Source organism: Vibrio sp. HENC-03 (assembly GCF_000305755.2).
In the GTDB taxonomy this organism is placed as follows: domain Bacteria; phylum Pseudomonadota; class Gammaproteobacteria; order Enterobacterales; family Vibrionaceae; genus Vibrio; species Vibrio owensii.
On record NZ_JH976122.1, the window covers coordinates 153,038 to 173,181 of the forward strand.

General features: G+C 45.9%; 14 protein-coding genes. 7 read left to right on the plus strand and 7 right to left on the minus strand.

What is annotated here, in order from left to right:
* The 3 genes from VCHENC03_RS14370 to VCHENC03_RS14360 all read left to right on the plus strand — a co-directional run bounded on the left by VCHENC03_RS14370 (position 1) and on the right by VCHENC03_RS14360 (position 4,824).
* The gene (locus tag VCHENC03_RS14370) at positions 1-1,086 is read left to right on the plus strand and encodes an efflux RND transporter periplasmic adaptor subunit (protein ID WP_009705780.1); all 1,086 of its coding nucleotides are present in this window, start codon (positions 1-3) and stop codon (positions 1,084-1,086) included.
* The gene (vmeI, locus tag VCHENC03_RS14365; protein WP_009705781.1) at positions 1,083-4,193 is read left to right on the plus strand and encodes an efflux RND transporter permease subunit VmeI; all 3,111 of its coding nucleotides are present in this window, start codon (positions 1,083-1,085) and stop codon (positions 4,191-4,193) included. The genes VCHENC03_RS14370 and vmeI overlap by 4 nt, the downstream gene beginning before the upstream one ends.
* A gap of 70 nt (positions 4,194-4,263) precedes the next feature.
* Entirely contained in the window at positions 4,264-4,824 is a 561-nt protein-coding gene (locus VCHENC03_RS14360; RefSeq protein WP_009705782.1) for a DNA-3-methyladenine glycosylase I, read from the plus strand.
* 8 nt (positions 4,825-4,832) lie between these two features.
* Here VCHENC03_RS14360 and VCHENC03_RS14355 read toward each other — a convergent pair whose 3' ends face one another.
* The 4 genes from VCHENC03_RS14355 to cls form a co-directional block, all read right to left on the minus strand.
* A complete protein-coding gene (locus VCHENC03_RS14355) occupies positions 4,833-5,693 on the minus strand; it encodes a lipase secretion chaperone (RefSeq protein ID WP_009705783.1) in 861 nt (286 codons plus the stop codon).
* Positions 5,694-5,706: 13 nt separating this feature from the next.
* The gene (locus VCHENC03_RS14350; protein ID WP_009705784.1) at positions 5,707-6,609 is read right to left on the minus strand and encodes an esterase/lipase family protein; all 903 of its coding nucleotides are present in this window, start codon (positions 6,607-6,609) and stop codon (positions 5,707-5,709) included.
* A gap of 279 nt (positions 6,610-6,888) precedes the next feature.
* Positions 6,889-8,094, minus strand: a complete 1,206-nt coding sequence (locus tag VCHENC03_RS14345; protein WP_009705785.1) for a cystathionine beta-lyase — start codon at positions 8,092-8,094, stop codon at positions 6,889-6,891.
* 190 nt (positions 8,095-8,284) lie between these two features.
* On the minus strand, positions 8,285-9,742 hold the full coding sequence (gene cls, locus VCHENC03_RS14340; RefSeq protein ID WP_009705786.1) for a cardiolipin synthase: 1,458 nt from the start codon (positions 9,740-9,742) through the stop codon (positions 8,285-8,287).
* A gap of 372 nt (positions 9,743-10,114) precedes the next feature.
* On the opposite strand from cls, the gene VCHENC03_RS14335 reads away from it, so the two are divergent.
* The 4 genes from VCHENC03_RS14335 (at position 10,115) to VCHENC03_RS14320 (ending at position 15,116) form a co-directional block, all read left to right on the plus strand.
* Entirely contained in the window at positions 10,115-11,542 is a 1,428-nt protein-coding gene (locus tag VCHENC03_RS14335; RefSeq protein ID WP_032802678.1) for a sodium-dependent transporter, read from the plus strand.
* Positions 11,543-11,796: 254 nt separating this feature from the next.
* Positions 11,797-13,410: a methyl-accepting chemotaxis protein gene (locus VCHENC03_RS14330; RefSeq protein ID WP_009705788.1), complete on the plus strand. Its 1,614-nt coding sequence runs from the start codon at positions 11,797-11,799 to the stop codon at positions 13,408-13,410.
* 49 nt (positions 13,411-13,459) lie between these two features.
* On the plus strand, positions 13,460-14,152 hold the full coding sequence (locus VCHENC03_RS14325; protein WP_032802679.1) for a TIGR01621 family pseudouridine synthase: 693 nt from the start codon (positions 13,460-13,462) through the stop codon (positions 14,150-14,152).
* A gap of 31 nt (positions 14,153-14,183) precedes the next feature.
* Positions 14,184-15,116: a class I SAM-dependent methyltransferase gene (locus VCHENC03_RS14320; protein ID WP_009705790.1), complete on the plus strand. Its 933-nt coding sequence runs from the start codon at positions 14,184-14,186 to the stop codon at positions 15,114-15,116.
* Positions 15,117-15,207: 91 nt separating this feature from the next.
* Here VCHENC03_RS14320 and VCHENC03_RS14315 read toward each other — a convergent pair whose 3' ends face one another.
* The 3 genes from VCHENC03_RS14315 to norR all read right to left on the minus strand — a co-directional run bounded on the left by VCHENC03_RS14315 (position 15,208) and on the right by norR (position 20,061).
* A complete protein-coding gene (locus VCHENC03_RS14315) occupies positions 15,208-16,251 on the minus strand; it encodes a hybrid-cluster NAD(P)-dependent oxidoreductase (RefSeq protein ID WP_009705791.1) in 1,044 nt (347 codons plus the stop codon).
* A 76-nt stretch (positions 16,252-16,327) separates the two neighbouring features.
* Entirely contained in the window at positions 16,328-17,989 is a 1,662-nt protein-coding gene (gene hcp / locus VCHENC03_RS14310; protein WP_009705792.1) for a hydroxylamine reductase, read from the minus strand.
* Positions 17,990-18,531: 542 nt separating this feature from the next.
* Positions 18,532-20,061, minus strand: coding sequence for a nitric oxide reductase transcriptional regulator NorR (gene norR, locus VCHENC03_RS14305; protein WP_009705793.1), 1,530 nt, complete (start codon positions 20,059-20,061; stop codon positions 18,532-18,534).
* Between the last annotated feature and the right edge of the window lie 83 nt (positions 20,062-20,144).

Sequence of the window (20,144 nt, forward strand, 5' to 3'; positions counted from 1 at the left end):
ATGAAAGGAATCTTAGCTTTAACCACACTTTGCTCGGCAATGTTATTGGCGGGTTGTGGTGACAAAGGGCCGGAGCGAGAACTTGAAACGCCGCGCGTTCGAGTGGCTTCTCTGGAAGGTAAGAAGGTTGACGATAACCTTTATTTCCCTGCTGTCGCCAATGCGGCTGACCGTTCACACCTAAGCTTCCGCGTTGCGGGTGAGGTAAGTCGAGTCTTGGTCAAAGAAGGTGATAAGGTCACAAAAGGTGATGTTATTGCGACGCTAGACCCTACCGATTACAAGCTTGATGTCGATAACGCATCAGCGCGTTTTTCTGTGGTTGACAGCCAATACCGCCGTTCAGCCCCTCTAGTGAAAAAAGGCCTATTGGCAAAATCACAATTTGATGAGATCGCAGCACAACGTCAAATTGCGCTTGCTGAACTCGAATTAGCCAAGCTTCGTTTGTCGTTTACAGAGCTAAAAGCACCGGTTGATGGTGTTATCTCGCGCGTAAACGTCGACCAGTTTGAGAACATTCAAGTTGGCCAGTACATCGTGAACATTCACAGTGTGGATCGCGTTGAAGTACTGATTCAGCTTCCTGACCGTTTGTACGTTAATCAGCCTCCGACTGAAGAACATCTGACGGGAATCAATGCCGTGGTTCGTGTTCCAAGCGGCAATGAATACAACGCTCAAATCAAAGAGTTCACCACAGAGCCAGATCCTAACACTGGCACCTTTACGGTGACGCTGTCTCTGCCTATGCCAGAAAACGAATACATTCTTGATGGCATGGCGGTGGATGTGACCTCTAAAGATGAAAAGACTGGTCTGGACCTTAACATCGGTATCAACGTGCCAATCGAAGCCATCTTTAATGCTGATGGTGATGATCTGGATCGTGAAAACAAATTTGTTTGGGTCTTGAATGACGACAATACCGTAACTCGCAAGCAAGTGCGTGCTGGTAAAGCGTCACAAACCTCGGTTCAGATCCTTGATGGCTTAGAGCTTGACGACAAAGTGGTTGTCGCTGGTGTATCCCGATTAAGAGATGGCATGAAAGTGGAAGTGGTTAAGCAGGAGGCAACTCAATGAGTGAACAAAATAACGTTGCGCCTCAAAAAGATGATGATGAAAACGTAACGGGCATCGCGGCGTATTTCATTCGTAACCGTGTAATTAGTTGGATGGTATCGCTGATCTTCTTAATCGGTGGTATCTCTGCGTTCTTTGGCCTAGGTCGTCTTGAAGATCCGGCCTTTACCATCAAAGACGCAATGGTCGTCACCTCTTACCCTGGCGCGACACCGCAACAGGTTGAAGAAGAGGTAACCTATCCGATCGAAAAAGCGATTCAGCAATTAACCTATGTGGATGAGGTTAACTCCATTTCCAGCCGCGGTTTATCGCAAATCACTGTGACCATGAAAAACAACTATGGTCCGGATGACTTACCGCAGATTTGGGATGAGTTACGCCGTAAAGTCAACGACCTAAAAGGCACGTTACCGCCGGGTGTTAATGATCCATCGGTCATTGATGACTTTGGTGATGTATACGGCATCTTGTTGGCTGTAACTGGTGACGGCTACAGCTATAAAGAGCTGCTCGACTATGTGGACTATTTGAGACGTGAGCTCGAATTAGTCGACGGGGTGAGCAAGGTTTCTGTATCAGGCCAACAACAAGAGCAAGTCTTCATTGAAATTTCGATGAAGAAGCTAAGCAGCTTAGGTCTATCTCCGAACACGGTATTTAACCTACTATCGACCCAAAACGTCGTTTCTGACGCAGGTGCGATCCGAATTGGTGATGAGTACATTCGTATTCAACCAACCGGTGAGTTCCAGAGCGTTGACGAGCTCGGTGATTTACTACTGACAGAGTCGGGTGCGCAAGGTCTGATCTTCTTGAAAGACGTAGCGGAGATCAAACGTGGCTATGTCGATGTTCCAACCAACATCATTAACTACAATGGTGAGTTGGCGCTCAACATGGGTATTTCGTTTGCCCAAGGCGTCAACGTAGTTGAAGTGGGCAAAGCGTTTGATCGCCGAGTGGCGGAACTTAAATACCAACAGCCGGTTGGTGTTGAGATCTCAGAAATCTATAACCAGCCAAAAGAAGTAGATAAATCGGTAAGTGGTTTCGTTGTCAGCTTGGCGCAAGCGGTGGGCATCGTAATCGTCGTTCTGCTCTTCTTTATGGGGTTACGCTCGGGTCTTCTAATTGGTCTGATCCTATTGTTGACGGTATTAGGTACCTTCATCTTTATGAAGTACTTTGCCATCGACCTACAGAGGATCTCTTTGGGTGCTCTGGTTATCGCACTGGGTATGCTGGTGGATAACGCCATCGTGGTCGTGGAAGGGATACTCATAGGTACCCAGAAAGGACGAACGAGACTTCAAGCGGCTACAGACATCGTAACGCAAACCAAATGGCCACTGTTAGGTGCAACCGTGATTGCAGTTACGGCATTTGCTCCAATCGGTCTGTCAGAAGACTCGACGGGTGAGTACTGTGGTACCTTGTTTACTGTACTACTTATCTCTCTGATGCTGAGTTGGTTTACTGCGATCTCACTAACGCCATTCTTTGCTGATATCTTCTTTAAAGGTCAGAAAATCAAGAGTGGTGAAGGGGAAGACAACGACCCTTACAACGGCATCATCTTTGTGGTGTACAAAAAGTTCTTAAACTTCTGTATGCGCCGAGCATGGTTTACGGTTGTTGTTTTGGTGGCAGGTCTTGCGGCAAGTGTGTACGGCTTTACGCATGTAAAACAAGCCTTCTTCCCATCATCAACCACTCCTATCTTCCAATTAGACGTTTGGTTGCCTGAAGGTACAGACATTCGTGCGACAAACGACAAACTGAAAGAGCTTGAAGGTTGGCTAGCGAAGCAAGATCACGTTGAGCACATTACCACTACTGCGGGTAAAGGCTTACAACGTTTCATGCTGACTTACTCACCAGAGAAGAGTTACGCAGCCTACGGTGAAATCACGACGCGTGTAGAGAACTACGAAGCGTTGGCACCACTGATGGACCGTTTTAGAGAGCACATCAAAACCAACTACCCAGAAATCAACTACAAGTTGAAGCAAATTGAATTGGGTCCTGGTGGCGGTGCGAAGATTGAAGCGCGTATTATCGGTTCGGATCCAACTGTGCTTCGTACTATTGCAGCGCAAGTGATGGATGTGATGTATGCCGATCCTGGCGCGACCAACATTCGTCATGACTGGCGTGAACGTACTCAAGTGCTAGAGCCTCAATTTAACGAGAGCCAAGCACGTCGTTACGGTATCACTAAGTCTGATGTGGATGATTTCCTATCTATGTCGTTCTCAGGTATGAATATCGGTTTATACCGCGATGGCACAACGCTGATGCCAATCGTAGCTCGCCTTCCTGAAGATGAGCGTATCGACATTCGTAACATCGAAGGCATGAAGATTTGGAGCCCTGCGCAGAGCGAGTTTATCCCGCTACAACAAGTGACGATGGGTTACGACATGCGTTGGGAAGACCCAATCATCGTTCGTAAAAACCGTAAGCGCATGCTAACAGTGATGGCTGATCCAGATATCTTGGGTGAAGAGACAGCAGCAACATTGCAAGCTCGTCTACAACCACAGATTGAAGCGATCGAAATGCCACCAGGTTACTCATTAGAGTGGGGTGGTGAATATGAGTCATCAGGCGATGCGAAGGCGTCATTGTTCACAACGATGCCAATGGGTTACCTGTTCATGTTCTTGATCACTATCTTCTTGTTCAACTCGATTAAAGAGCCGCTGATTGTTTGGCTAACGGTGCCTCTGGCACTGATCGGTGTAACAACCGGCCTGCTCGCCTTGAACACGCCGTTTGGCTTTATGGCACTGCTTGGTTTCTTGAGTCTGTCGGGCATGGTATTGAAAAACGGTATCGTACTGCTTGATCAAATCGAGATTGAGATGAAGTCAGGTAAAGATGCGTACGACGCAGTCGTGGATGCAGCGGTAAGTCGTGTGCGCCCAGTATGTATGGCGGCAATCACTACCATTCTTGGTATGATTCCTCTACTACCGGATATCTTCTTTAAACCAATGGCTGTAACCATCATGTTTGGTTTGGGTTTTGCGACTGTACTGACACTAATTGTTGTGCCAGTGTTGTATCGTCTATTCCACAAGGTGGCAGTGCCAAAGTAACGACTGAGTTTTAAGAACGTTCTAAAGCGCCTCTGGCTGACCGTCAGGGGCGTTTTTATAAGGATTAAATATGGAACAGAATACGTGTGCATGGGCAATGAACCATCCACTTGAACGCGAATATCACGATGCAGAATGGGGCATCCCTGTGCATGATGATACCGTGTTGTTTGAGTTCATCACGTTAGAAGGCGCGCAAGCTGGCTTGAGTTGGATTACGATTCTGAAAAAGCGAGAAGGCTATCGTGAAGCGTTTGAGCACTATGACTTAGATAAGTTAATTCAACGCAATGAAGAGCGCACAGAGTTCATCGTTGAGAACTTCGACGTGGTTAAGCATCGCGGTAAAATCAATTCGGTATTTAGCAATGCCAAAGCGGCCAAGCAATTGATAGAAGAATACGGAAGCCTTTCTGCTGCGCTATGGCAATTTGTTGATGGCAAACCAATTGTGAATCACTGGACAGACATGAGCCAAGTGCCAGTATCGACAGAGCAGTCCAAAGCAATGAGCAAATTCCTTAAAAAGAAAGGCTTTAAGTTTGTGGGCGAGACGATTTGCTACGCCTTCATGCAAGCAGTAGGCATGGTCGATGACCATATTGTTGGTTGTCCTAAAAAGCCTAATTAGACATCGAATTAGTTGTTCGCTTCACTATCATGAATTCTTTCTAAAGCTTCGACGCGACGCCATTGGTTTTGCTCGAAGCTTTGTTCTCTTAATCCGGTAATTTCTGTTTTCTTTTCTTCTTCGCCGAGGAAATCATTGTTGATGATCTCCGCACGTTTCTCTAAATAATCGTTGAGTGATGCGTTAAACGAAGCTCGTTGTTCATCCAGAGTTTGTAGTTGTTCGGCGCCTTCTTCACCCACCAAATCAACACGAGCCAAATACTTCTCCTGTGCAGACATTTCCGAGGTCTGATTTAGTTCAATCACTAGCGCGTTGTTGCGCTCGCTTTGTTGAATGTACTTAGGTTGAGAGGCGAGGTTTTCTTCAAACATTTGTTGTTGAGAATCCGCGTCTAATTCGGTTTCTCGAATGGTGAGTTTATCTATTGCTAACTGGCGTAAGCGATTTTCTTCATCGAAAAGTTGAGCAATTTGTTCGTCAGTAAAAAACGCGCTTTGCATCGCTAAGATTGCGTCATTTAGCTGCTTCAGTTCGTTTAATGACAACGAATTTCCTTCGAACGGTTCTAGCTTGGATAACGCTTCTTTGTAGACTAGGTAAGTTTCGAACAGTTCTGCGCTGATACCCAGTGAATCTAGTTGTGATTCACCAGTTTTTACGTTGGCTTTGATTTCTTCAAGGCTTTGTTCTCCTAGACCGCTCAGAGTGTATTCAAAGAAGTCTTTTTGAGAAGAGAGATCAATACTGGTGTCCTGTTGTGACTGAGCTTTTATAAGTTGTGAAGGTGGAGACGATGGAAACAGATAAACCGCTCCTACACTAATGAGTGATACAACGGACACAATGACAAGAGCGGCTTTCTTCATGATAAGTTCCTTTTTATAGACCTTGCAGTTTCAAGCGATTTGCATGCTGGCGATACAGTGTGACTGGGTCAGTTTCGAACAAGTGATGAATACCAAGTAATCCGTTGATTTCATCCAGATGATTCATCTTGTAGTTGTCTCGAATTACTTTACCTAGGTGAGTACTGCATGCCCCGACCAGGCCATCGTTCGGACCATCAAATGCCAAGCCTAATACGACCATTGCGCCGTCAGTAGGGTCAAACAGATTGGTAAAGTTCGAAGAGCCCGTCCATGAGTAGTAATACACGCCATTGGATGCCAATAAATCACCATCTCCGCATTCACTGGTCGGGATGCCTTCTGGGTAATATTGGTTGAACGCCAGAGAACCTTCGGTGGTTAGAGCTTCTAAAGAGGCCAATGGATCTTGGTCGAGGTCTGTGCCACCAGAGAGTAGGTTAATCAGTGTCACGAGTCCTTCTGCCAACTTCACGGCCACGCCTTCACTGATAGAGCCTTCAGGCACCGTACCGCGCACAATATCTGCAACTTTAGATCCCTTATTTACTCCTCCAATACTGGTAACGGATGCCACTAAGTCTGGGCGTATGGAGGCGACATAGCGTGTTGTTGGGCCTCCGTGACTGTGTCCAATCAAGTTGACCTTCTGTGCGCCTGTTGCAGCAAGCAGCGTTTCAACCTGTGCCAAAAGCTGCTCACCGCGAGCTTCACTACTGTTGGTCGCAGACACTTGGGCAACATAAACCGTTGCGCCATCTTTGGTCAGAGAGTGTGGGATGCCATAGAAGTAATCGACACCTGCTAAGGTATCAAAGCCAAACAACCCATGAACAAGAACGATGGGATATTTAGTCTCCGTGTAACCACTGGCGTTGGCAGATGCAAAGGGTAGGGTGCTTAAAACGAAAAGCATTGTTGTTATGAATCTGAGTTTCAAAACTATCTCCTTGTGGTATGACCTCTTATGAGTTTTATAAAATAGGAGATAAGTTTTGCGGTTGAGAAGTTCGTTTGTGGCACATTGTTTTAATCTGTGATTACTCAAAAGAAAATCAACAGATATGATTAACATTGAATTGATGAATATTAGAATGTTAGTTAATTCTAATTAAGACAATGAGTTAGTAACTCTGTAATGAGAGGTAAAAAATAGCCTCGCAGTACGAGGCTATTTAATAGTTGTTCTGAATGCTTATAAAGAGGCTTCTTTTTCGAGTACGAGTGCGTTGTATCGCTCGAAGCCGGCTTCAAGGTCGGCAATGAGATCTTCAACATCTTCAAGACCGATGTGCAGGCGGACAAGTGTGCCTTCGAAGTTTGGATTCGCCACTGTGCGCAAGCTATTAAAGCTCTTTGGCTCGTTAGCTAAAATCAAACTCTCAAAACCACCCCATGAGTAACCCATACTGAAGTGTTTCATACCATCCAACAATGCTGTGGTTGCTTTCGGGTACGAGCTTTTCAATACGAATGAGAACAAGCCATTACCACCAGTAAAGTCGCGTTTAAAGAACTCATGACCAGGGCAGCTTTCTAGGGCAGGGTGACGAACGTGATCGACTTCAGGGCGGCTTGCCAACCACTGTGCGACTTTCAGGCTGTTCTCTGCATGCTGGCGTAAGCGAACATCCAAAGTACGAATACCGCGCAGACCAAGGTATGCATCATCAGGAGAAACGCATTGTCCCATAAGGTAGCTTTGCTCGCGCAGCTGGTCCCAGTATTTCTCTGACGCAACGGCCGTACCCAACATTACATCTGAGTGACCAACAATGTACTTGGTTGCAGCTTGGATAGAGATATCAACGCCGTGCTCGAATGGTGAGAAATTCACACCGGCACCCCAAGTGTTGTCTAACATGACGATGATGTCTTGCTCATGAGCAATGTTAGCCATCGTTGGGACATCCATCACTTCCATGGTGATCGAGCCAGGAGACTCTAAGAACAAGATCTTGGTATTCGGTTGAATAAGCTCACGAATACCTTCACCAATCATAGGATCAAAGTAAGTTGTCTCGACGCCCATCTTCTTCATGATGGTGTCGCAGAAGTCGCGAGTAGGTTCGTAACAGGTATCCACCATTAAGATGTGATCGCCCGTTTCAACAAAAGACAGGATGGCATTAGAAATCGCAGCCGTACCACATGGGTATAGGGCACAACCCGCACCGCCTTCGATTTCAACCATGGCATCTTGGAAAGCAAAGTGTGTATTCGTACCACGTCGTCCGTAGAAGAGTGTTTTATTTGTACGGTTGATCATTGCTTGGTTCTTTTCAGCAACCGTCTCAAAAACGATGGTTGAAGCGCGCTGTACTGGCGGGTTTACCACGCCGTTAGTCCATTTCTTGTCTCGACCTGCGGTAACGAATTTGGTCTTTTTGCCTTCTGACATAAAAATTCCCTGTCTAAATTACGATTTTCAATATTTAAAACATGGACCAAGGGTGGTTTGCAAGGGAAAAATGGAAATGACAGGACTCGTCAGAGCATCATGTGAACATGAGGAGTAAAGAGGGGGATAAAGAAAACCGACAGCGTGAATCTGTCGGTTTTGTATGGATTTATCGGTTTTAATCTATTTATTACAGTAATGGGTTAAATAAATAGAAAACACGCTCTAGGAATCGAGAAAAAATGCTGCGCTTTTCCCACTCGACTTTATCAACCGTATGAGACTGACTGATGTAAGTATCCTGTAGCCACGACATTTGTCTTGTGAACTCTTCGTCGTCTACCGCAAGCGTTACTTCAAAGTTCAGCCACAAGCTTCGCATGTCCATGTTGACCGTACCAACCAAACAGAATTGTTGGTCAATCACCACCGATTTCGTGTGTAGCAAACCGCCGTAAAATTCATAGATTTTGACGCCTGCAGCAAGTAGCTCACTGTAAAACGCACGTGAAGCCCACTGAACCATCATTGAATCGTTCTTATGCGGAATGATCAGCTCCACTTCTATACCGCGTTGTGCGGTCATTTTAAGCGTTTCCAATAAGTCTGTGCTCGGTACAAAGTAAGGCGTTGTGATTCTGACAGAGCGGTTCGCTTGATTGATTGCCAGCGTCAGTACTTGGTAAATCAAGTACTCTGGCATCCCCGGACCAGATGGAACCACCTGAATTGGATGTTGAAACTCATCGCTGTTGTCAATACGGCACTCTGGGTGCTTTGGAAACTGACGCTCGCCAGTCTCGACTTCCCAATCCCAACAATGGATAGCGCTTAATACATTTACCGTTGGCCCTGTAACACGCACCATGATATCGATCCATTGGCCCACGCCACTATTCTGTTTAAAGAAAGCAGGATCAACCAAGTTCATAGAACCTGTATAGGCTATCTCGTCATCAATAACGATGATCTTACGATGCTGACGCAAATCCAATCGGCGCAGGAAAATACGCCACATCTTTACTTCTAATGCCTGCACCACATCGATGCCTGCATCTTTCATCATCTTGTACCAAGGGCTACGGAAGAAGCGAGGGCTACCGGCTGAGTCGAGCAGCAGCTTAACATCCACGCCACGCTTCGCAGCTTGAATCAATGCAGAAGCAACAGAGTCGGCCAAGCCGCCCGGATGCCAAATGTAGAACACCATTCGAATGCTGTGTTGTGCGTTTTCGATATCTTCAATGATTGAATGGAGAATCTCATCCGGCGATTGTTGAAGTGAAAGCGTGTTACCACTCAGTGCTGGAAGGCCAAGACGGTTGTTACATAACTCATCGATGCGATAGATGTGACGGCCCATGGCTTCTGGAACATGCGCGTTACAATCATTTAACTGAGTGAACCATTGTTGGAACGGTGTGAACATGACTTTGGCACGTTCCGCACGTTTTCGGCCAAGGTTGAGCTCACCAAACAGGAAGTAGCAGGCAACACCAAGCACTGGCAGGATGTAAATGATCATGAGCCATGCGAGAGAAACGCTGACCGCGCGACGTTTTAATACGACACGAATAGTAACACCAGCGACTAGGAACCAATAAAGTCCGATGCTGGCTAGGGTGAGAAAGTGATAGAACTTGTCCATATACGCCAAAAGTAATAAGCCCAATATGGATATTAAGCGTAAATGGCGGAACGGGAAACTATTTTCATACCATCACGGATAAGTGATTTTGTGTTGTGAAATGAATTTTATAACGGGGGTTTGTGTTACTGAGGTGTGAAAAGTTGGATGAAACTTTAACTTTTGCGCAAAAAAGCAGCATTTAGCGTGAACAATGATACATTTGTGCGATAAATGTGCTGATCGGGGTTCCAATTTTAAATTGAAACTGCTTTACTTGCCATACATAGAGCGTCATACAAACATCTTATAAAGTGTACATTATTTTTTACACGAACATATTCTAGACGCCTATCTCTATGCAAACACAACAATACATTTTGGAGAAAAAGCGTGGCTACAAATACAGCAGCACCACGTGATACGTGGGGGTCTAAACTAGGCTTCGTAATGGCAGCAGCGGGTTCCGCTGTCGGTTTAGGCAATATATGGAAATTCCCTTACACAGCTGGTGAGAGCGGCGGCGGTGCGTTCGTTGCAATCTACCTTCTATTTGTTATTTTTATCGGCTTTAGCGTAATGCTTACTGAATTCGCTATTGGTCGTAAGACAGGTCTTTCAGCAGTAGGTGCTTTCAAATCTACTGACCGTCGTTGGACATTTACGGGTGTTATCGGCGTACTAAGTGGTCTACTTATCATGGGTTTCTACCCTGTAGTAGGTGGCTGGGCGCTAGCGTACATCTTTAAAGTAGGTGGTGGTCTACTAAGTGCTCCTGAAGCCATTGGTGACAGCTTCGGCGGATTCATTTCTGATCCAGTTCAACCGCTAATGTGGATGGGTATTTACCTGTTCCTAAACATCGTTATCGTAATGAAAGGTATTTCTGGCGGTATCGAGAAAGCGGGTAAAATCCTAATGCCTCTTCTTTTCCTTATCCTGATCGTTGTATCAGTGAAAGGTCTGATGCTACCGGGCGCAATGGCAGGTCTTGAGTTCTTATTCATGCCAGACTTCTCGAAAGTAGACAGCAATGTCGTTCTAGCGGCGCTAGGCCAGGCATTCTTCTCTCTAAGTCTAGGTATGGGTTGTATGATGACTTACGGCTCTTACCTGAAGAAGAAAGAGAACCTAGTTCAAACAACCGGTATGGTTACGGCAATGGACACAGGTGTTGCAATCCTAGCGGGTGTAGCAATGTTCCCAGCAATGTTCGCATTCGGTATGGAGCCAGCAGCAGGCCCAGGTCTGGTATTCGTAGTTGTACCTCAACTGTTTGCTGAAATGGGCGGCGTAATTGGTCTTCTATTTGCTCTGATGTTCTTCATCGGTCTAACAGTAGCAGCACTGACGTCTTCAGTATCTCTACTAGAGGTTGTGGTTTCTTACCTAATCGATGAGAAAGGTCTGAAGCGTTCAACAGCGGTTATCTCTGCAAGTGTTGTAATGGCGACACTGTGTGTGTTCGCATCGCTATCACTTGGTGGTGTTGGTCCAACACTATTCGGTACGGGCGCATTTGATATCTTCGACCTACTAACGGATAAGATCTTCCTAGCAGTTGGCGGTATGTTGGTATGTATCTTCGCAGGCTGGCGTCTAAACCGTGCTGACCTAGAGAAAGAAATTACTAACGACGGCAAAGTATCTTTCCCACTGTTTGGTCTTTGGTACAACCTAGTTAAATACGTAATCCCAGTTGCTATCGCAATCGTAGCCTTCATGGGTATCAAGTCTGGTTTCGACAGCGGTAAAGGCGAAATCATGCTACTAGGTATTGGTATCATCGCAGTCGCTGGTATCTTCTCTAGAAAGCTATAAAAATCTAGATTAAACAAACGATAGAAAGCGGGAGTCTTAACAGGCTCCCGCTTTTTTATATTTATCATTTATAAGAATGAGTTAATTCATATTAATTATGGGTATTAATTGTGAGATCACTCGCAAAGAGATTTAGATCACAAAAAAATGTATTAAAGTTGCAGTTGTTCGTTCCGATAATCCTTACAAAGCATGTGTAAATGTGTGGATAAACCAAGTTAAAAAATAGAAGACAAGGGTAAGGAAGGTTATTAGTGACAATGTCTGTTCGTAAAAAACTGTACGCGAGTTTCGGTGCCATTTTGGCAATCATGCTAGTGATGATAGGGATTATTACATTAGAAGTGTTGAACTCGCACAAAGTAGCTGATGAGGTGAGAACGGACGATGTTCCTGAAACCGTTAACTACTTAATCTTGATTGATGAAGCAGGTGACGTGTACCGCGATGCTTTAGGTAGCATCGCCAATATTGCTGGTGCTCAAGCGGATTACCAATCCAACAAGCTAGAGTTCGCAGCCGCAATTGAAGAAGTGAAGCGTCTTGAGACGGTTGGTGGGGAAGATTACCGTAACATCGAGAAGATGGAACGTTACATGGCGAACTTCACCCAAGATTTTGAATCTCAGGTGCTAACCAACCTTGGTTTAGAAAACGTTGAAGAGAACGTTGCGCGCCTTCGCTCTCTTTATGACGCTAACCTAGCGCCGATTGAATCTATCCTTGATGCAGCATCAACGGATGGTCGCCAAAGTACCAGTGAAGCGCTACTGGATCTTTCTGATTCATTCAACAGCATTGAGCTGACGATTTATGTACTTGGCTCGATTGCGCTTATTGCAACCGCGGTTATTGCGTACTTGTTGTCTAACTCGATTACTCTTCGTTTGAGTAAGTTGGACGAGTTGGCGCAACGTGTCGCTGAAGGTGATTTAACGGTTGAACCGATTGAAGATAAATCGGGTGACGAGTTGGCTAACTTAGCCACCTCTTTGAATAAGATGCAGGCGTCTTTGACCAGTCTTATCGGTTCGATTTCACTCGTGTCGGAAGAAGTGAAATCTGTTACCGGTGAACTGTCTGTTGTGAGCCAAGATATTGTGTCTGGTGCGAGCAGCCAATCTGATAAAGCAAACTTGATTGCGACTGCGGCAGAAGAGTTGAGTTTGACCATTTCTCAAGTTGCCGAGCAAGGTGCAGCTACGTTTGAAGAAGCACGCAAGTCGGAATCAACCGCTGAACAAGGTCGCACCGTGATTGTTGAGATGGTGGAAAGCATTCAGCAAGTATCACAGCAAATGTCGGATATGTCGGTGCAGATGAACAGCCTAGGCTCTCATGGTGAGAAGATCGGCGCGGTTATCAAAGTGATTGAAGACATTGCCGAGCAGACAAACTTGTTGGCATTGAACGCGGCGATTGAAGCGGCGCGTGCAGGTGAATTTGGTCGTGGTTTTGCTGTGGTTGCAGATGAAGTACGCGCACTGGCTGAACGCACAACGAAAGCAACACAAGAGGTTGGTGAGATCATTCAAGCGATTCAAGTCGGTACTCAAGAGGCCGTGACTTACACGGAAGATGGCTGTCGTTTGGTTGAAATTGGCGTGAGTCAAAGCTCGGGAGCGGTGAACTCATTGGAAGAAATCGTTTCTGGTGCGGCACACGTCCAAAGTATGGTGAACTCAATCGCGACGGCAGCGGAAGAGCAAACTGCAGTGACGAAAGAAATTGCGGCTGACATTACCTCGATCAGCGATATCTCAAACCGTTCATTACAATTGGCGAATGACAGCTCGCAAAGCGTAGAAGGTCTGAACCGTAAAGTTCAAGAATTGGAAGCGCTGGTGGGTAAGTTTAAGCTCGCCTAATTGCTTAGAATCGGTATACTTCTGGCTCCAAACGTGGAGCCAGTTTTTTATGTTCGACATTCTACACACCCATCCCGATTTTCTGATCATTAATAAACATCCCAACGTCTCAGTACATAAGGACGATGGTGATACCATGTTGCTGCAAGAAGTAGCGAAACAGAGTGGTGATGAGCAGTTGTATCTTATCCACCGTCTCGACAAAATGACGTCTGGAATTTTGCTTTTGGGTCGCAACGCAAAAGCAGCAAGTGCGTTGTCGCAAGCATTTGCAGATCGTGAAGTTGAGAAGTTCTACCTTGCGATTGGTTCGAAAAAGCCTAAGAAGAAGCAAGGACTGGTAGTGGGTGACATGGAACGCTCTCGTCGTTCGTCATGGAAATTGGTTAACAGTAAAACGAATCCCGCGATTACACAATTCTTCTCCCTCGCTGCAGAGCCGGGAGAGCGCCTGTTTTTATGCAAACCGCATACTGGAAAAACACACCAAATTCGCGTGGCATTAAAATCCGTTGGTTCGGGTATTGTTGGCGATCCTATTTATAATGCTGGCAATGAAGCCGACCGTGGCTACTTGCATGCATTTTCGCTGTGTTTCCCATATCAAGATGAGACACATTGCTTTGTTTGCGATCCTCGTGAACACAAAGCGCTTGGCAGTAAATGGCACAATGAAACGGTATCCCAAGGTATCGACACTTGGCTCTCTCCGTGGGAGCTGAACTGGCCTACGATTAAATAACCATCACAAAGAAAACGAATAAGAGAATTCGATGCAAGCATCACAACTTCCGCTGTTTTTTCAGCATCTAGAAGCCGAGCTAACACAAGCTCCCAATGAAATCCGCCGACTGTTTCACGGTCGTGGTCGCCGCTTCGAAGGTTTAGAGCAAATCACGTGTGATTGGTTACAAGGTCAGTTGATCATCAACCTATTTAAAGAAGTGGATGAGACGTTTCTTAGCGAGTTAAAAGCAGGATTGAACGCGTTAGCTGAATCTACTCTGTGGGCAGAGAAACAGGGGCGTACAATCGTAATTCAACATCGCTACGCTGACGGCGCACCTTCTGAAATTCTGTTGGGTGAGCTAGATGCTCGACCTGTGGTTGAAGAAAGTGGCTTAAAGTACCAGTTAGACATCGGTCGTAACCAAAACTTCGGTCTCTTCCTTGATATGCGTTACGGTCGTGATTGGGTTCGTGAAAATGCGAAGCACAAAAACGTACTAAACTTGTTTGCTTACACGTGTGGCTTCTCGGTTGCTGCAATTGCTGGTGGCGCAGATAAAGTGGTTAACGTGGATATGGCGAGAGCGTCGCTATCTAAAGGCCGTGAGAACCATAAGCTGAATGGTCATAATATCAACCAAGTGAGCTTTATGGGGCACGACATCTTTAAGTCGTGGGGCAAGATCAAGAAGTCAGGTCAGTACGATATGATCATCATTGATCCGCCGTCATTCCAGAAAGGCAGCTTTGCACTAACCAAAGACTACAAAAAGATTCTACGCCGTTTGCCAGATTTATTGGCAGAAGGTGGTCAGGTGTTAGCGTGTGTTAACTCACCATCAGTGACCAGTGATTTCTTGATTGAAAGCATGAAGGAAGAAGCGCCAGAGCTGACATTCCGCGAGCGTTTGGATAACCCGCCAGAGTTTATGGATGTGGATAGCGAAGCCGCACTCAAGGTTTTACTGTTTAGCTGAGTTTAGATAAAGAAACTTCTGAGTTTAATAACACGTTTCCACAAACAAAAAGCGCCAGTACGGCGCTTTTTTAATGTTCGTATCAACGGCTTTAACCAACCTGAACTTCAAGATCGGATTCAATCGTCGAAGAGCAGGCGAGTACATAACCTTGTTCAATTTCTTCTGGTGTCAATGTCTCTAGGCTGGTTGAAGAAACGCTGCCTTTGCGAACCTTACACTTACAAGAGCCACAAATACCGCTTCGACAAGCGACGATCAACGGTAATCCAGCACCTTCCAATACATCAGCAAGGACTTGGCCTTTTTGCGCATCGATCGTTTGGGCAAAGTCTGGAACTGACACACTGGCCGTTTCATCTGACACTTCAGCTTCTTCACTGGATGCTGGTGTAAAGCTTTCTTGGAAGAAGTTCGTCATATCAAAGCCAAGTTCACTTAGGTAGCTTTGGACATCAAGCATAAACTGGTATGGACCGCATAGGTAAACCGTGCGCTGTTTAAAGTCTGGCACCAGTTCTTTTAACCACTCGGTATTCAAACGACCTTCTGGGTATAGCGTTTCACCACGGTTTTTCAGCAGCAATTTCAAATTGAAATCTGGATAAACCGAATGGTAGGTCTCTAGTAAATCAAAGTAGATGGTTTCCGGCTTAGAACGGGCAATGTGCAGGAACTCAATATCAACACCAGTGTCGTTGCCTAGCCATTCTTTTGCCATCGCGAATACAGGCGTAATACCACAGCCCGCACTAATGAGCAGTGCTTTCTTTCTACCGTTGACCTCGATTGGTGGATGATCAATGCAATTGAAATCACCCGTAGGAGGAAGCGCTTGAACCGTATCACCAATAAGAAGCTTATCGATGATGTAGTTGGATACCTTACCGCCTTCGACACGCTTTATCGTCAGTTGCAGGCAATCGTCACCGGAAAGAGAGCTGAGTGAGTAGGCACGAAACTCCATCTTGCCATCGATTTCAACGCCAAGGTTGATGAACTGACCGGCTTTAAATTCAAACAAGAGCGATTCTGACAGGTCTGCCAACTTGAGGCTCACTGCATCGGCAGTTTCATGGTATTTGTCTACACAGCGTAATGTGACAGGTTGACTGCCTTGCCATTCAAAAAACATAACAATCTCTTTGGTTGTCGAGTACTCAATAGATAAAAGCGCCCCCAATTAAGGAGGCGCGTGATAAGCAAGGTGATTACGCTGCTAGGATGGTTTTAAGATCATCCTGAACATTACCAATGCTACGCATATCGAATTTATCTTGGATAATCGCAATCAAGTTTGGCGTCAGGAATGCAGGCGCTGTTGGACCTGTGTAAATGCCTTTCACACCAAGAGCGAATAGCGTAAGTAGGATCACAATCGCTTTTTGCTCGAACCAAGACAGAACAAGCGTTAGAGGAAGCTCGTTGATGTCGCAATCGAACTCTTTCGCAAGCGCTAGTGCAAGCTGGATTGCTGAGTACGCATCGTTACATTGGCCTACATCCAATAGACGAGGGATGCCATTGATGTCGCCAAATGTGTTCTTGTTGAAGCGGTATTTTCCACAAGCCAGCGTTAGGATTAGCGTATCTTCTGGTGCTTCTGCAGTGAAGTCGGTGTAGTAGCTACGTTCTGCTTTGTCACCATCACAACCACCTACTAGGAAGAAGTGTTTGATGTTGCCTTGCTTCACTTGGTCGATAACCGCTGGTGCTGCGTTCATTAGTGCGTTGCGACCGAAACCAACCGTGATGTTGTGTTCGATTTCGTCATGCTGGAAGCCTTCTTGCGCTAATGCACATTCAACGACTTGGCTAAAATCATCACCTTCTAGGTGAGCGACACCCGGCCAACCAACAATGCTACGAGTGAATAGGCGGTCTGCGTATTGGCCAACGTTCGGGTTCAATAGGCAGTTTGATGTCATCACAATCGCGCCAGGGAAGTTAGCGAATTCTTTTTGTTGGTTCTGCCAAGCGCTACCGTAGTTACCCACTAGGTGAGGGTATTTTTTCAGCTCTGGGTAGCCGTGTGCAGGCAGCATTTCACCGTTGGTGTAAACGTTAATACCTTTGCCTTCAGTCTGTTGCAGGATTTTCTCTAGATCGTGAAGGTCGTGACCAGAAACAAGAATACATTTGCCTTTCACTGGCTTAACGTTAACAGTGGTTGGCTCTGGGTGACCGAACGTTGCTGTTTCACCATGATCCAGCATTTCCATCACTTTGTAGTTCATAAGACCGATGCGCATTGAGCAGTCTAATAGCTCGCCTAGATCTTCTGGGTCTGTGCCTAACCAAGCCATGATCTCGTGGTATTCGGCGAAGATGTCATTGTTGGTTTGCTCAAGTACTCGTGCGTGCTCCATGTACGCTGCAGCACCTTTTAGACCGTACAGGCAAAGTAGGCGTAGGCCGATAACGTCTTCGTGTACTTGGTCTTTACCACGGTTTACTGCCACTTGAGGAGCAAATGCTAGGATTTCTTCTGCGCTGTTTGGCAGTTCGAAGTTCGCAACGTTAGGAACGTTCAATACGACTTCGTCAGCAAGTGTTGCGGCAGACATGACTTGGTCTTTTAGCAGTGCTTTGTATGTCGCTGCTTGAGAAGTTAGCTCAAGGATACGTTCAGGATCGAAGTTTACGTTAGTCAACGTAGAGAAGAATGCTCTTGGAGCCCATTGGTTGATTTCATCATTGATGATGTTGAATTCAAGCGCGCGTGCTGCCCAAAAAGAAACCCCTTGCAGAGTGTAAACCAACACGTCTTGTAGATCGGATACCTCTGAAGTTTTGCCGCACATACCTTGTGCGAAAGAACAGCCTTTTACAGCTGGGGTTTGGATTGTCTGTTCACATTGAATACAGAACATATTGGGTTCTCCAGTGATTGTAGTAATAGTCGTTTTGTTTTTCCTTCTAGAGCAGAATGCGTGCCAATTATTATCTTATTGATTTTAAATGATTTTATTGCTTTTGAAGTGCGTGGTTGATGTGATTGTGACAACACGAATGATGTGCAAATGACAACGAAAATACAGATGTGATGAGAAAAGCAACGCGAGAGAAACGTTTTAACGGGCGATAGTGGAAGTGCTTGTTAAACAGGAGAAAAGTTAACGAAGTTGTGTGGAGAAAGAGATTCCCTATTGCGCGCCTCTGTAGATTTCGGGAGTGACGCAATAGGGCTGCTGAAAACTTGGTGAGTTTAAAGAGTCAGAAGAAAGCGGAGACTAGAGCTGTTTAGTTGTTTTGAATGAGGAACAGGGAATGAAATGCGAGAAACCAGATGGGGCAGTTAGCCAATGTACATTGGTGTTGGGTGTCATTCCGGACGAGTCTAAGCGAGCCATCCGGAATCCCTCTGTTCAAGAGGTAACTTTTCCTTCTAGAGAAAAGAGCGAAGTAGGGGCTTCTATTTGCTAATGCCGAGCTTTTTACCCATGCGATACAAGTTGCCTCGATCCATTTGTAAAAACTCCGCTGCTTTCGCCCAAACACCGCCAGTTTGGTATAAAGCGTGTTTAATCAAGTCACGTTGGTAGCTCTCAACTAACTCACGCATTGGTTGACTCTCTTTTGGCAAGTAATGCGATGTGTTTTTTACATCATCCAGTGCCAATGAAGTATCAAAGTGATTGAGCATGATGGTGCTCGCGCCCTGTTGAATGGCATGTAACGCTGCACGCGTTAAAGTGTGCTCAAGCTCTCGAACGTTACCATACCAAGGCAGAGATTCTAGTTGAGTCAGCACCTTAGGGTGAACGTGAAGGTTTGGTGCGTTAAATTGCTGACGTACTTTTTCTAACAAATACCCCGCAAGAACTGGAATGTCGCCATCACGCCCACGCAGTGGTGGCACTTTGATTGGGAATACGTTTAAACGATGGAACAGATCCGCACGGAATGTGCCATCTTCCACTTCTTTTTCTAACTGTCGGTTGGTGGCTGCGATGATGCGCACGTTAACCATCAAATGTTGATCGCTACCTACACGCTGCAACTCACCTTGCTGGATAACTCGCAGCAGTTTTGCTTGTAAAATCAATGGCAATTCACCGACTTCATCTAAGAAGATTGTACCGCCATCAGCCAGTTCGAACTTACCTGCACGATGACTATTGGCTCCTGTAAAAGCGCCCTTTACGTGGCCAAACAGTTCACTCTCCGCCAGACCTTCGGGTAGGGCGGCGCAGTTTACGTAGATCATCGGTTTATCATTGCGATGAGATTGAGCGTGGACAGAGTGAGCAACAAGCTCTTTGCCCGTTCCCGTTTCTCCCGTTACCAATACTGCGTAATCTGATTGAGCAACGGTCGCAATGTTGTTTCGTAATTGATTGATTTGCGGACTTAAGCCAACCATGTCACCGTGTTGTGAGCGTGCCTGTTGGATCAGGGTTTGCGTGACGCTCTTTTGCTTCTGGTTCTGCGCTTTAAGGGCTTTTAATTGCGCAATGTTACGCAGTGTTGCCGCCGTTAGTGCTGCGAACGTTTCGATTGCTACTGGGTCGATATTATCAAACGCACCAACCGCAAGTGCGTCCATGGTTAATGCGCCGACAAGCTGCCCCTCAACGTACAAGCTAAAGCCCATGCAGTCATGGACGTCAATACATTGGTCTTCGGTTAACAGTGTTCCATCAAATGGATCGGGTAGGGCGCAATCAGCGTCGAAGCGAACAGGCTCGCGGCTATGAATGATGGCATCCAAACGTGGATGAGCTTTAGGAAAGTAACGGCGACCGAGTACTGAGCTCGACAAACCTTTTACTGCGACTGGCGTTAGGAAGCCATCTTCATCAAAGATAAACAGACAGCTCGCATCGCAAGGGAACACTTGTGCCACCCCGTCAATCAGGTTTTGGTATTGCTGCTCATGAGAGCGATTTGAGCTCAGATTGAGTGCGATATTGAGAAGTACGTGGTCGACAGTAGGAGTCATAACAAGCCCAGAGTTATCTTGAATGGGCTCATGCTAGCAACTTGATGTCATTTTAACATCGAAAGGTGTGATAGATTGATGTT

Coding starts and splice junctions, on each gene's coding strand:
- VCHENC03_RS14355 (WP_009705783.1), bottom strand. CDS start 5,693: ATGAAGAAAGCCGCTCTTGTCATTGTGTCCGTTGTATCACTCATTAGT.
- vmeI (WP_009705781.1), top strand. CDS start 1,083: ATGAGTGAACAAAATAACGTTGCGCCTCAAAAAGATGATGATGAAAAC.
- VCHENC03_RS14350 (WP_009705784.1), bottom strand. CDS start 6,609: ATGCTTTTCGTTTTAAGCACCCTACCCTTTGCATCTGCCAACGCCAGT.
- cls (WP_009705786.1), bottom strand. CDS start 9,742: ATGGACAAGTTCTATCACTTTCTCACCCTAGCCAGCATCGGACTTTAT.
- VCHENC03_RS14360 (WP_009705782.1), top strand. CDS start 4,264: ATGGAACAGAATACGTGTGCATGGGCAATGAACCATCCACTTGAACGC.
- VCHENC03_RS14370 (WP_009705780.1), top strand. CDS start 1: ATGAAAGGAATCTTAGCTTTAACCACACTTTGCTCGGCAATGTTATTG.
- VCHENC03_RS14345 (WP_009705785.1), bottom strand. CDS start 8,094: ATGTCAGAAGGCAAAAAGACCAAATTCGTTACCGCAGGTCGAGACAAG.
- hcp (WP_009705792.1), bottom strand. CDS start 17,989: ATGTTCTGTATTCAATGTGAACAGACAATCCAAACCCCAGCTGTAAAA.
- VCHENC03_RS14320 (WP_009705790.1), top strand. CDS start 14,184: ATGCAAGCATCACAACTTCCGCTGTTTTTTCAGCATCTAGAAGCCGAG.
- VCHENC03_RS14315 (WP_009705791.1), bottom strand. CDS start 16,251: ATGTTTTTTGAATGGCAAGGCAGTCAACCTGTCACATTACGCTGTGTA.
- VCHENC03_RS14325 (WP_032802679.1), top strand. CDS start 13,460: ATGTTCGACATTCTACACACCCATCCCGATTTTCTGATCATTAATAAA.
- norR (WP_009705793.1), bottom strand. CDS start 20,061: ATGACTCCTACTGTCGACCACGTACTTCTCAATATCGCACTCAATCTG.